At 69.4% G+C, this 12,445-nt stretch carries 14 protein-coding genes and 2 pseudogenes; 12 read left to right on the forward strand and 4 right to left on the reverse strand.

The window, feature by feature from the left end; genetic code table 11:
* A partial coding sequence (locus tag AC27IQ_RS12545; protein WP_487089659.1) for an ABC transporter permease subunit occupies positions 1-417 on the forward strand: 417 nt, incomplete at its 5' end.
* A 44-nt stretch (positions 418-461) separates the two neighbouring features.
* Here the strand turns inward: AC27IQ_RS12545 and gstA are convergent.
* Positions 462-1,070 carry a glutathione transferase GstA gene (gene gstA, locus AC27IQ_RS12550; protein WP_284397266.1) on the reverse strand — a complete coding sequence of 203 codons (609 nt, stop codon included), beginning with the start codon at positions 1,068-1,070 and terminating at the stop codon, positions 462-464.
* Between the two features lie 39 nt (positions 1,071-1,109).
* Positions 1,110-1,403, reverse strand: coding sequence for a YkgJ family cysteine cluster protein (locus AC27IQ_RS12555; protein ID WP_487089660.1), 294 nt, complete (start codon positions 1,401-1,403; stop codon positions 1,110-1,112).
* A gap of 267 nt (positions 1,404-1,670) precedes the next feature.
* Here AC27IQ_RS12555 and AC27IQ_RS12560 point away from each other — a divergent pair, with 267 nt between their 5' ends.
* Positions 1,671-2,807: a hypothetical protein gene (locus AC27IQ_RS12560; protein WP_487089661.1), complete on the forward strand. Its 1,137-nt coding sequence runs from the start codon at positions 1,671-1,673 to the stop codon at positions 2,805-2,807.
* Positions 2,808-2,841: 34 nt separating this feature from the next.
* Here the strand turns inward: AC27IQ_RS12560 and AC27IQ_RS12565 are convergent, their stop codons facing one another.
* A complete protein-coding gene (locus AC27IQ_RS12565) occupies positions 2,842-3,438 on the reverse strand; it encodes an NADPH-dependent FMN reductase (protein ID WP_487089662.1) in 597 nt (198 codons plus the stop codon).
* Between the two features lie 233 nt (positions 3,439-3,671).
* Here AC27IQ_RS12565 and mnmG point away from each other — a divergent pair, with 233 nt between their 5' ends.
* The 10 genes and pseudogenes from mnmG to AC27IQ_RS12615 all read left to right on the forward strand — a co-directional run bounded on the left by mnmG (position 3,672) and on the right by AC27IQ_RS12615 (position 12,003).
* Positions 3,672-5,678, forward strand: a complete 2,007-nt coding sequence (gene mnmG / locus AC27IQ_RS12570; protein WP_487089663.1) for a tRNA uridine-5-carboxymethylaminomethyl(34) synthesis enzyme MnmG — start codon at positions 3,672-3,674, stop codon at positions 5,676-5,678.
* Positions 5,675-6,373 carry a 16S rRNA (guanine(527)-N(7))-methyltransferase RsmG gene (gene rsmG, locus AC27IQ_RS12575; protein ID WP_487089664.1) on the forward strand — a complete coding sequence of 233 codons (699 nt, stop codon included), beginning with the start codon at positions 5,675-5,677 and terminating at the stop codon, positions 6,371-6,373. The genes mnmG and rsmG overlap by 4 nt, the downstream gene beginning before the upstream one ends.
* Positions 6,374-6,403: 30 nt before the next feature.
* Positions 6,404-7,018: a LysE family transporter gene (locus AC27IQ_RS12580; protein WP_487089665.1), complete on the forward strand. Its 615-nt coding sequence runs from the start codon at positions 6,404-6,406 to the stop codon at positions 7,016-7,018.
* A 22-nt stretch (positions 7,019-7,040) separates the two neighbouring features.
* Positions 7,041-7,811 carry a ParA family protein gene (locus tag AC27IQ_RS12585; RefSeq protein WP_284405563.1) on the forward strand — a complete coding sequence of 257 codons (771 nt, stop codon included), beginning with the start codon at positions 7,041-7,043 and terminating at the stop codon, positions 7,809-7,811.
* Positions 7,812-7,886: 75 nt separating this feature from the next.
* Positions 7,887-8,423, forward strand: coding sequence for an RBBP9/YdeN family alpha/beta hydrolase (locus tag AC27IQ_RS12590; protein WP_487089666.1), 537 nt, complete (start codon positions 7,887-7,889; stop codon positions 8,421-8,423).
* Between the two features lie 44 nt (positions 8,424-8,467).
* Entirely contained in the window at positions 8,468-8,938 is a 471-nt protein-coding gene (locus AC27IQ_RS12595) for a hypothetical protein (protein WP_487089667.1), read from the forward strand.
* A gap of 20 nt (positions 8,939-8,958) precedes the next feature.
* Complete coding sequence (locus AC27IQ_RS12600) at positions 8,959-9,879, forward strand: ParB/RepB/Spo0J family partition protein (protein ID WP_284397235.1); 921 nt, start codon at positions 8,959-8,961, stop codon at positions 9,877-9,879.
* A 325-nt stretch (positions 9,880-10,204) separates the two neighbouring features.
* A pseudogene (locus AC27IQ_RS12605) lies at positions 10,205-10,657 on the forward strand (pentapeptide repeat-containing protein); the annotation flags it as partial.
* Positions 10,658-10,982: 325 nt separating this feature from the next.
* Positions 10,983-11,306, forward strand: a pseudogene (locus AC27IQ_RS12610) (gamma-glutamyl-gamma-aminobutyrate hydrolase family protein); the annotation flags it as partial.
* An 82-nt stretch (positions 11,307-11,388) separates the two neighbouring features.
* Entirely contained in the window at positions 11,389-12,003 is a 615-nt protein-coding gene (locus AC27IQ_RS12615) for a hypothetical protein (RefSeq protein ID WP_487089669.1), read from the forward strand.
* A gap of 18 nt (positions 12,004-12,021) precedes the next feature.
* Here the strand turns inward: AC27IQ_RS12615 and AC27IQ_RS12620 are convergent.
* Positions 12,022-12,445 (reverse strand): lysylphosphatidylglycerol synthase domain-containing protein (locus AC27IQ_RS12620; RefSeq protein WP_487089668.1); only part of this gene is annotated, 424 nt, incomplete at its 5' end.

Raw genomic sequence — 12,445 nt, forward strand, 5'->3', positions numbered from 1 at the left:
TGGCTGGGCATCGACGAGGCGTCGAAGGTGCTGCTGATCTACCTGGCGTGCTTCGCGCCCATCGCCCTGGCGGCCAAGGCCGGCGTTCGCAGCGCCAGCACCGAGCAGCTCAATGCCGCGGCCTCGCTGGGTGCGAGCCGCCTGCAGGTGGTGTGGCATGTGGTGGTGCCGGCGGCGCTGCCGGAGATCCTGGTGGGCCTGCGCATCGCCCTGGGCTTCGGCTGGACGACGCTGGTGGCGGCCGAGATGGTGGCCGCCACCGTGGGCGTGGGGCAGATGGTGCTCAACGCCTCGAACTTCCTGCGCACCGACCTGGTGGTGATGGGCATTCTGGTGATCGGCCTGGTGGCCTGGTCCTTCGACCTGGCGGTGCGCTGGGCCGAGGCGCGGCTGGTGCCGTGGAAGGGGCGTGCCTGAATCCAGGCACCGAAGGCACGCCCGACCCCCGCCGTTGGTCTGGCTTACTTGAGCAGGCCTTCGGCCTTGAGGGCCGCCTGCACCGCAGGGCGGGCGCCCACGCGGGCGTGGTGGGCCGACAGGTGGGTCAGGTGGGACGTGTCCAGGCCCACCACCTTGCCCCAGCCCACGACGGTGAACAGGTAGCCGTCGGCCACCGAGAAATGCTCGCCCATGAGCCATTCCTTGCCGTCGAGCTGGCTGTCCACCCACTGCAGGCGCGACAGGAGCTTTTCGCGCACGGTGGTCTTGTATTCCTCGGGCGTGGACGAACCGAACAGCGGGCTGAAGCCCTTGTGCAGTTCGGTGCCGATGAAGGTCAGCCATTCCTGCAGGCGGTAGCGGGCCAGGGTGCCGTTGGCGGGGGCCAGGTTCTTGAGGGGGGCCTGGTCGGCGATGTATTGCACGATGGCCGGGCCTTCGCGCAGGCGGGTGCCGTCGTCCAGCTCCAGCAGGGGCACGTAGCCCAGCGGGTTGATCGTGTAGTAGTCCGTGCCGTCCTGCAGCTTGTGGCTCTTGGTGCTGGCCAGCACGGGGGTGAAGGCCAGGCCCGCTTCGTGCAGGGCGATGTGGGGGGAGAGCGAGCAGGCGCCGGGGCTGTAGTAGAGCTTCATGGATGACCCGAAGGTGTGGTGTTGGACAAGCTCTGCATGCTAGCCGGAAGCGGCCGAGGCCGCTGAAGGCGGGGGCGCCGGGCGCGTGACCGCCTCCAGCTGGCCCAGGTAGTGCAGGGCGTGGGCCCGGTCCGGCCCGCACATGGCCGGCTCGGGCTGCAGCGAGCCGCACACGGCCGGGCGCTCCGGGTGGCCGAAGATGCGGCAGCGCTGCGCATCGTCCAGCTGGATGCAGCGCACGCCGGCCGGCTTGCCCTGGGGCATGCCGGGGATCGGGCTGGTGATCGAGGGGGCCGTGCAGCAGGCGCCGCAGCCGGGCCGGCAGGTCGTCAAATGGAATACCCCATTGGATACTATTAAATTGATAGCAATATGCCCTAGTGGATATTGCGCTGGAGGCCGTTTTGAGGGTTGGAGCAGGGCGGATGGCCCGCCCCAGGCCGTGCGCAGGCGCTTCGCCCGGCCGCTCGCATCTTCGCATGCCGACCCGTGCCGGGCGGGCCGCCGTCCTAGCATGGCAGTCCCCCTGGGCGCCTGGTGCCTTCACGGGGAACCGGCGGCCCACGCCGGTCCAAAAAAACCATCGAAAGGGATTTCATCTTGAAAGTCGCACAGCCTTCCTCCGCTCAGCCGCATGGCGGCCTGTCCCGCAGCGAATCCATGCCCACGCAGGGGGGGCCGAAACTGGCGCCGGAAGTCCGGCGATTCGACACGTTGCAGCACCCGCTCGGGTCGCGCAACGCCCGCAATCCCGGCACCGTCAGCATCGCTCGCAACAACCCCAGCGAATGGTCGCGCGTTGCGTGCACCGAGGGGTCGCTGCTGTCCAACATCGAGGTTCGCCCGCACAAGCGCCTTCTGAACCTGACTGGATCGGACCTCTTCGCCACGGGCGGTTTGAGCCAGACGCAAAAGCGGGACCTGCAGCGCGCGGTCACGTCGGTGGTGATGGCCTACAACACGCTGGCGGAGAAGGCAGGCGCCAAGCCCATCACCATCCATGAAAACCACCTGGCGGGGGACGGCAAAGTGCACGAAGACCGCAAGATCCCCCGCGCATCCAACGAGCGGGACTACGACTACTACCACACGCTGGGCGTCAGCTTCGCCGACAACGGCCGCATGCTTCCGCACTACCACCTGGAGTTCGGCGACAAGATGGGCCGCCACAACGTCGCCCCCATCCTGCAGAGCCTGCGCCACATCGGCCAGCAGGTGTTGGGGCAAGACATCCTGGGCGACAAGGAGATCGCCGCGATTCTCGCCAAGCTGCCCGCAGGCCAGCCGGTGGAAGGCCTGAACGCGCAGCAGATCGAAGCCGCCCGCCAGCGGCTCCCCAACGAGCAGACCGCTCCCGAAGAGCGCGCGAAAAGCCGCGACGATCTTGAATCCGCCTTCATCGCGTTGTCCAGCCAGAACACGGAAGATGCCGAGCCCAAGCGCTTCATCCGCAACATGCACATGAACTCGTTCCGTCCGGCCGAGCCGATGCTCGAATGCTTCTCTGCGGGACACACGTCGGTCATGGACGACCTGGCCAAGGTCGAGGCATACCCCGATTCGGCCGCAGGCCAGCCCGTCGATACCAAGGAGTGGCTCGCGGTGTACCTGGGATTGCGCACCGCCTCGAGAGAACTGGGAGGGTACGAAGGGGGTTCGGAGCCGGAGCGCCAGGCGATCCAGCAGCGCCTGACCGGCGCCATGGGCAAGATTCAGCAGATGCTCAGCCTGCCCTGAAAGGGGCCGGCCCCGCGCCCGCTGCGTGCCGCACTCAGGCGGCCAAGCCCGGCGTGCCCAGCCGGTCGGCCGCCCACAGCACCTGGTCCACCACCGCGCGCACGCGCTGGCGGTGCGGCTCGTGCGCCAGCGTGCCCTGGTCGTCCAGGGCGCTGGCCGCCAGGCCCAGGGCGAAGGACTGCGGGGCCACCCAGCACTCCAGGTTGATGAGCAGGGGCGCCAGGTGGCTCTGCGAGCGCAGGCCGCCCAGGCCGCCGTTGGAAGCGCTCAGCATGCCCACCACCTTGCCGCGGAAGGGGCGGGTGCCGTCGCCCCACACCGGGTGGCCGGCCACGGGGCTGGAGGCCCAGTCGATGGTGTTCTTGAGCAGGGCGGTGTAGCTGCCGTTGTACTCCGGCGAGCAGATGATCCAGCCCGGGTGGGCGTCCAGCGCGGCCTTCAGGCGCAACACGTCGGGCGGGGTGCCGGCGGCTTCCAGGTCGGCGTTGTACATGGGGATGTCGAAGTCCGACAGTTCGAGCAGCGTCACGTCGGCCCCGGCATCGCGCGCGATGTCGGCGGTGGCGCGGGCGAGACGGCGGTTGAACGATTGCTGGCGGGTACTGCCCGCGAAGACGAGGAGTTTTTGCATGGCCGCGATTGAAGCACACCGGCGGGGCAGGAAACCTGCAAGAAACCCGTTGTTGCAAGGCACCTGTTCCACGTGAAACAGCACCGGTGGCAGGGGCGGGCCCGAAGTGGGAAAATCACCGGTTTTCCAGCCTGCCAGGGCCGGCCTTCGGCGCCGTTCCTGCCGGGCACGCCCCGCGCCCTGCGGCGGCGATCGAATCGATGAACGGCCCCGCGGGGCCCCGGAGCAGTCCCATGTTGTACCCCCAGGAATTTGATGTCATCGTCGTCGGTGGCGGCCATGCCGGCACCGAGGCCGCGCTGGCCGCCGCGCGCATGGGCCAGCGCACGCTGCTGCTCACGCACAACATCGAGACGCTGGGGCAGATGAGCTGCAACCCCTCCATCGGCGGCATCGGCAAGGGCCATCTGGTCAAGGAAGTGGATGCGCTGGGCGGTGCCATGGCGCTGGCCACGGACGAGGGCGGCATCCAGTTCCGCATCCTCAACAGTTCCAAGGGCCCGGCCGTGCGGGCCACGCGCGCGCAGGCCGACCGCATCCTGTACAAGGCCGCCATCCGCCGCATGCTGGAGAACCAGCCCAACCTGTGGCTGTTCCAGCAGGCGGTGGACGATCTGATGGTGGAGGGCGACCGCGTGGTGGGCGCCGTCACGCAGGTGGGCCTGCGGTTTCGCAGCCGCACCGTAGTGCTCACGGCCGGCACCTTCCTGGACGGCAAGATCCATGTGGGCCTGAACAACTACGCCGCCGGCCGGGCGGGCGACCCGCCGGCCGCCAGCCTGTCGGCCCGCTTGAAGGAACTGAAGCTGCCGCAGGGGCGGCTAAAGACCGGCACGCCGCCGCGCATCGACGGCCGCAGCATCGACTTTTCCCAATGCGAGGAGCAACCCGGCGACGGCATGCCCGGCGGCGTGAACGAGGGCACGGTGCCGGTGTTCAGCTTCATGGCGCATGCGCACGGCGGGGCGGCGATGCACCCGCGCCAGGTGCCGTGCTGGATGACCCACACCAACGAGCGCACGCACGACATCATCCGCAGCGGCTTCGACCGCAGCCCGATGTTCACCGGCAAGATCGAGGGCGTCGGCCCGCGCTACTGCCCGAGCGTGGAAGACAAGATCAACCGGTTCGCCGACAAGGACAGTCACCAGATCTTCCTGGAGCCCGAAGGCCTGACCACGCACGAGTTCTACCCCAACGGCATCAGCACCAGCCTGCCGTTCGACATCCAGTACGACCTGGTGCGCAGCATGGCGGGGCTGCAGAATGCGCACATCCTGCGCCCCGGCTACGCCATCGAATACGACTACTTCGACCCGCGCTCGCTCAAGAGCACGTTCGAGACGCGGCAGGTGCAGGGCCTGTTCTTCGCCGGCCAGATCAACGGCACCACGGGCTACGAAGAGGCCGCGGCGCAGGGGTTGTTCGCCGGCATCAATGCCGCGCTGCAGTGCCGCCAGATCAAGGGCGAGGCCAACGATTTCGGCGGCGCCTGGCTGCCGCGGCGGGACGAGGCCTACCTGGGCGTGATGGTGGATGACCTCATCACCAAGGGGGTGACCGAGCCCTACCGCATGTTCACCAGCCGCGCCGAGTTCCGCCTGCAGCTGCGCGAGGACAACGCCGACATGCGCCTGACCGAGGCCGGCCGCCAGCTGGGCCTGGTGGACGATGCGCGGTGGGATGCCTTCAGCCGCAAGCGAGACGCGGTTTCACGTGAAACAGAGCGTCTCAAGGCCACCTGGGTGAACCCCCGCAGCCTGCCGGCCGAGGAGTCGGCGCGGGTGCTGGGCAAAGCCATCGAGCACGAATACAACCTGTTCGACCTGTTGCGACGTCCGGAAGTGGACTACGCCACGCTCATGGGCATGGACGGTGGCCGGCTGGCGTCGCCGGACGTTTCACGTGAAACACTCGGTGAGCTGGCCGACCCGGTGGTGGAGCAGGTGGAGATCGCCGCCAAATACTCCGGCTACATCGACCGACAAAAGGACGAAGTGCAGCGCGCCGCCCATTTCGAAACCCTGCGCCTGCCCGCCGAGTTGGACTATCTCCAGGTGCCGGCCCTGTCCATCGAGGTGCGCCAGAAGCTGCAGAAGCACCGTCCGGAAACCCTGGGCCAGGCCTCGCGCATCTCGGGCGTGACGCCCGCCGCGATCTCGCTGCTGTTGGTGCATTTGAAGAAGGGCGGTTTCAAGGGCTTCAGCACCACGCCTGCCACAGCCGAGGTGCCCGCATGACCGCGCAGGCGTTGCAGGACACGCTGGCCGAAGGCGCGCAGGCCCTGGGGCTGGGGCTCGGCAGCGCCCAGATCGGCCAGTTGATGGAGTTCCTGGCGCTGCTGCAGAAGTGGAACAAGGTCTACAACCTGACGGCCGTGCGCGACCCGCAGGAAATGCTCACCCATCACCTGCTGGACAGCCTGGCGGCGGTGCCGCCGCTGCGCCGCCAGCTGGCGCAGGTGCCGGCGGACCTGGATGCCAACCCCGCGCTGCCGCCCCGGCTGCTGGACGTGGGCTCGGGCGGCGGGTTGCCTGGCGTGGTGTTCGCCATCTGCTGCCCGGGCCTGGACGTGAGTTGCGTGGACACCGTGGCCAAGAAGGCGGCGTTCATCCAGCAGGCCGCCGTGACGCTGCGCCTGCCCAACCTGCACGGCATCCACGCCCGGGTCGAGACCCTGGCCGGGCCGTACGATCTGGTGAGCTGCCGCGCCTTCGCCTCGCTGCCGGACTTCACCACCTGGTCGAGCGGCGCCATGGCAGGGCACGCCGTATGGCTGGCCATGAAGGGCAAGCGGCCCGATGACGAGATCGCCGCGCTGCCGGCGGGCGTGCAGGTGTTTCACGTGGAACCTCTCGCCGTGCCCGGCCTGGATGCCGAGCGCTGCATCGTCTGGATGCGGCGCCCGGCGGGTGCGCCGCCGGCCGTCGCTTAAACTCGCTCCTCCAGTTTTCGGGGGGCTTTCATGTTTGGCATAGCAGATTACGGCGCGTTCGTCGCAGCCATCGTGTTGTTCCTCGCCATTCCCGGTCCCGGCAACCTGGCGCTCATCACCTCCACCAGCAAGGGCGGCGTGCGCGCCGGCCTGGCCGCCACGCTGGGCGTGATGGCCGGCGACCAGGTGCTGATGTGGATGGCGGTGGCGGGCGTCGCCGCGCTGCTGGCCTCGTACCCGGCGGCCTTCCATGCCGTGCAGTGGCTGGGCGCGGCCTACCTGGCGTGGCTGGGCTTCAAGATGCTGACCGCCCGGCCCGGCGGCCAGCCGGTGCTCCACATCGAGCCCCGGCACTACTTCCAGCAGGCGGCGTGGATCACGCTTCTCAACCCCAAGGCCATCGTGTTCTACATGGCGTTCTTTCCGCTTTTCGTGGACCCGGCGCGCCACCAGGGCCTGCTGACCTTCGGCGCCATGGCGGCCACCATCGCGGTGCTCACCTTCCTGTACGGCCTCGTCGTCGTGCTGCTGACCCACCGCCTGGCCGAGCGCATGCGCGCCAACCCGAAGGTCGCGCGCGGGCTGGAGAAGATCGCCGGCGTCTTCCTCATCGGCTTCGGCATCAAGCTGGCCCTCTCCAAATAATTTCCGCGAAACGAAAGCAGTCATGGCCAAGATTTTTTGCATTGCCAATCAGAAGGGTGGGGTGGGCAAGACCACGACCTCCGTCAACCTGGCCGCGGGGCTGGCCAAGATCGGCCAGCGGGTGCTGATGGTCGACCTGGACCCGCAGGGCAATGCCACCATGGGCTCGGGCGTGGACAAGCGCGCGCTGGAGCTGACGGTGTACGACGTGCTGCTGGAGTCGTCCTCGGTCAAGGAGGCGGCGGTGCTGTCGGAAAAGTGCGGCTACCACGTGCTGGGCGCCAACCGCGAACTGGCCGGCGCCGAGGTGGAACTGGTGGCGCTGGAGCACCGCGAGCGGCGCCTGAAGGCAGCCCTCGCCGAGGTGGACAAGGACTACGACTTCATCCTCATCGACTGCCCGCCGTCCTTGAGCATGCTGACCCTGAACGGCCTGTGCTGCGCCCACGGCGTCATCGTGCCCATGCAGTGCGAGTATTTCGCGCTGGAGGGGCTGACCGACCTGGTCAACACCATCAAGCAGGTGCACGCCAACCTGAACAAGGACCTACAGATCATCGGCCTGCTGCGCGTGATGTTCGACCCGCGCATCACGCTGCAAAGCCAGGTGAGCGAGCAGCTCAAGGACCACTTCGGCGACAAGGTGTTCAACACGGTGATCCCGCGCAACGTGCGCCTGGCCGAGGCACCGAGCTACGGCCTGCCCGGCGTGGTGTTCGACCCGTCCGCCAAGGGCAGCCAGGCGTTCGTGGACTTCGCCCGCGAGATGGTCAAGCGCGTCAAGCGCATGTAGGCCGCAGCGGGTTTGAGTGCCAGATCGCCCTCATGCCGGCGGATTCATTGCCCTCTTTGCTATCAAAAACATAGTATGAAACCAGACAACGTGCTGCTGCTGCCCGGTTGGCAGAACTCCGGGGAAGACCATTGGCAAAGCCGCTGGGAGCGCCTGCACGGCTACCGGCGCGTGGAGCAGCACGACTGGATGCACCCGCTGCGTGGCGACTGGTCCGCCCGCCTGGAAGAGGTGGTGGTGGACGCCGGCGGCCCCGTGGTGCTGGTGGCGCACAGCCTGGGCTGCATCCTCACCGCCTGGTGGGCGGCGCATTCGAAGAACGCCCACCGGGTGCGCGGCGCGCTGCTGGTGTCCCCCGGCGACGTGGAGCATCCCGATATCGCGCCCCTGCTGCCCGGCTGGGCCCCCATCGCGCGCCAGCCGCTGCCGTTTCCTGCCGTGCTGGTGGGCAGCCGCAACGACCCCTATTGCAGCTTCGAGCGCGTGCAGGGGCTGGGCCACGACTGGGGCGCGCGCTTCGTCGATGCGGGCGCGCTCGGCCACATCAATGCCGAGTCGGGCCTGGGGGACTGGGCGCAAGGCCACGGCTGGCTGGAGGCCCTGTCGCGGTGATGCGGCGACAGCCCCCGGGCACCTCTGCCGAGGGGCCGAGGCCCGTGCCTCAGGCCCGTGCCACGCCGCTTTCCTGGATCGCACGGCTCAAGGCGGGCGCGGCGTCCAGCCTGCAGGTGGCCGCGGAGTGCGGCGTGGGCCTGCTGAGCCTGGCCGGGGTTCCGGTCATGGTGTTCACCGGCAAGCTGTTCGCCGCCGCCGTGCTGGCCGTGATCGCGCTCGGGGTGTTCCTGCGGTTCGCGGCGCGGCGGGGAACGCCCGGGTCGGCCGCCACACCGCCTGCACCGCTGTGGCTGTCTGCGGCGGTGGCCCTGCTCACGGCGCTTGAAGTGGCCCTGGCGGTAGAGGCCACTGGCCTGCCGGTTCGTCACGGCCAGCCAGGGTTTTCGCAGGGGAACTGGCTGTGGGTGCTGCTGGCGTTCGCAGGGCTTTTCTGGGGCCAGCGGCGCTGGCTGAACCGGCGCCTTGCCCGCCGCCGCGGGTCCGATCCGCACGGCATCCGCCCCCCTTTTTGATTTGTACGAGGAACGACAACATGGTCACCAAGAAACCCAAGGGCCTCGGCCGCGGCCTGGAAGCATTGCTGGGCCCCAAGGTCGCGGAAAAGGGCGATGCCGCCCCGCCGCCGCCCGAAGGCACCCCCACCACGCTGGCCCTGGCCGACATGGTGCCCGGCATGTACCAACCCCGCACGCGCATGGACGAGGGCGCGCTGTACGAGCTGGCCGAGTCGATCAAGGCGCAGGGCATCATGCAGCCGATCCTGGTGCGCCGGCTGGCGCAGGGCGATCATGCGGGCCGCTACGAGATCATCGCCGGCGAGCGGCGCTTTCGGGCCGCGCGGCTGGCGGGCCTGGCCGAGGTGCCGGTGCTGGTGCGCGACGTGCCCGACGAGTCGGCCGCCGCCATGGCCCTCATCGAGAACATCCAGCGCGAGGACCTGAACCCGCTGGAAGAGGCGCAGGGCCTGTCGCGGCTGGTCAAGGAGTTCGGCCTCACGCACGAGCAGGCCGCGCAGGCCGTGGGCCGCTCGCGAAGCGCCGCCAGCAACCTGCTGCGCCTGCTGAATCTGGCCGATCCGGTGCAGACGATGCTGATGGCCGGCGACATCGACATGGGCCATGCGCGCGCGCTGCTGTCGCTGGACCGGGCGGCGCAGATCACGGCGGGCAACCAGATCGCGGCCAAGAAGCTGTCGGTGCGCGAGGCCGAGGCCCTGGTCAAGAAGATCGGCGCCGAGTTCAGCCTGGTGCCGCAAAAGCCCAAGAAGGACGCCAAGTCGCGCGACCTCAAGCGGGTGGAGGAGGAGCTGTCCGACCTGCTCATGGCCGAAGTCGAGGTGCGTGTCAAAAAGCGCGTCAAGCGTGGCAGCCGCACCGAAGAGATGGGCGAGCTGGCGATCCAGTTCGGCTCGATCGAGGCGCTCAACGGCCTGATCGAGCGCCTGCGGGGCTGACCGGCCATCCCCGCAGGGGCATCTGCGCATTGCGCAGGTCGATATGCGAAATCCGCGCTTTGCGCAGGCGCGATCCCTGTTCAGAATCGGCGCCCCGTCGGCATGGCTCCACTGGTGGCGTTGGGCCGCGCAGGGAGGCCGGCGGACAGGGAGGTGCATACCAATGAAAGTGACAGTGAACGCTGCCGAGGTGAAACACCGGCAGCCCGAATCCACCGGGGCCGATGGCGCGCCGGCCATCGGCAAAAGCGGGCCCGCTGCGGCGGGGCCATCGGGCCATCCGGACCTGGCGGCCAGGCAACCCCGTTCCCCAGGCGCCGAGGCCATGCGATCGCGCGTGCCGCTGTCGGCGCTGCCGACCGGCGCGGGCCCGTCCGTGCCGCCAAAGGCGCCGCTCGCCGTGGGCACGGCGGACACCGCCTTGCTGCATCGGCTCCTGAAGGCCGTGGCCGATGCGCCGGCGAGCGCCACAGGCACTGGCAAGCCGTCGCTCGCTGCCGCATTGGGCGCCGCGGGCCATTCCCACGTGCTGGAGGGCGCACAGCTGCCCGAGGGCGGTCCTGCCCTGCGGGGTTGGGATCTCTCGGGCGTGGATTTCAAGCGCTGCCAGTTCGGCGGCAGCTCCCTGGCGGACACGCGCATCAAGGGCAGCCACTTCGAGGGCTGCCGGTTCGAAGGCGTGTCGTTCGCGAATGCCGCGTTGCACGACACCGCCTTCAAGGGCTGCGAATTCGGGGAGACGATGTTTGTCAACGCCGCACTGAGCGGCGTTCGCTTCGAAGACAGCCGGCTGCAGCACAGCAGCTTCGAGGATGCGAGCTTCGAGGGGAACTGCGTGTTCAAGGGCGTGCAGATGCCTGGCACGCATTTTCTCAGCGCCTCGGTGTCGAAGGACACGCGGATCGAAGCGTCCGACCTGACCGACACGGTGTTCCTGGACACGCGGGCCCGCTTTGCCATCGATGCGGCTTCCGCGGACACCGCCCACCTCACCCGGCCCACCACGGCCACGCTGGTCTCGCACGAGTCGCGGGGCGTCACCGTTCCGCGCGTCGGGGCCAAGATCGCGGCCGTGGCGGGGCACCTTGCCGCTGCGGGTGGAGATGCGGGTGGCCTCGGTGCAGGCGGCGGTGGTGGATGCCGAGGTCGAGGCCCACCTCGACCGCCTGGCCTCGCAGCCGGCCGGCGACCAGTCCTTGCCCCAGCGCCTCGTGGCCGATGCCCTGGCGGACCCCCAGGCCTTGCCGAAGATCGCGCAGATCCTGGCCAAGGCCGAGATCCTGGCCCGGCATGTGGACTCCGTCGTGCTGCCCGGCGGCGAAGACCTTTCGCCCCGCCTGTACAACCAGCAGGCCGAGCCGCAGACGGACTGGAAGGGCGACTACCGCCGGTCCGTGCTCGAAATGGGCCTGCTGCACCAGTGCTTTCACCGCGGCGTGCCCCTGATGGCGATCTGCCGCGGATTCCAGATGACCAACGTCTTTTTTCGGCGCACCGCTGCAGCAGCACGTGGGGCGCCACGTCGGCGTGCGCACGCTCGGCGACGACCGGGCCGGCGGGGCGGCATCGGCGCAGGACCCTGCCGCCACGGAGGGTGCGAAGAAGGAGGCCAGCGTCTTCGGCAACGCGCTGCAGGACATCCGCGCAGCCGTCCTGCACCACCAGGCCGTGATCGACGATCCGGCCGGCCGCCCGCACCTGAGCACTGCCTTGAGCCGCACCATTGCCGCGGAGGAGGGCGGGACCGCCTGGCGGGCCATCATGGCGATCGAATCGTCCCAGCCGCGGGCGCCGCTGATCGGCTTGCAGTTCCACCCGGAGTTCTTCGAGGGATCGACCGCGAGGGGCGGCGATGCCCGCCCCTTGTCCAATGCCGAGCTGGAGCAGCTGGGCAAGGGCTACACGCGGCCGGGGTCGCAGACACCGGGCCTGCAGAACGGGACGGACCTGGTCGCCAGCGGCATCGTGGACCACATGTCGCCCGGCAACGATGCCCTGTGGAAGATCCTGTCGGACGCGGCGACCGCGCACCGCCACAAGGCCGCCATCACGGCCGAGGCGCTGGCGGAGGGCCGGGCGAAGCTGCGGCCTGCGGAGCCGGCAGTAGAGCCGGCCATTGGCTGACGCACCGCGCCAGCGCGCTCACCTGACGGCTTCGCCCCCCGCGCGCCGGCGCTCCAGCACCCCGATGGCCACGAAGCCGCACAGCACGGCGAACCACAGCGTGGCCACGCGGATGCCCACGGCCGCCAGCGTGGCCAGGCCCAGCGGCACGGCGTGCAGCGCCAGCAAGGCGACCAGGGTGGCCTCGGTGGTGCCGATGCCGGCCGGCAGCATGGACGCGGCGCCGGCCAGCATGGCGGTGGGGTACAGGGAGGCGGCATCGCGCCAGGGCAGGCCGATGCCCAGCCCGTGCAGCAGCCAGGCGAACGACAGCGCCACCAGGCCCCATGCGGCCAGGCCCAGGCCCAGCGAAAGCCCCCAATCCAGCGGGTGCAGCCACGCCCTGCAGCCGGCCAATCCCAGCGCCAGGGCCCGCACCGCACGCGACAGTCGCGGCCAGCCG

It is taken from the genome of Acidovorax sp. KPB24-07 (genome assembly GCF_057543315.1).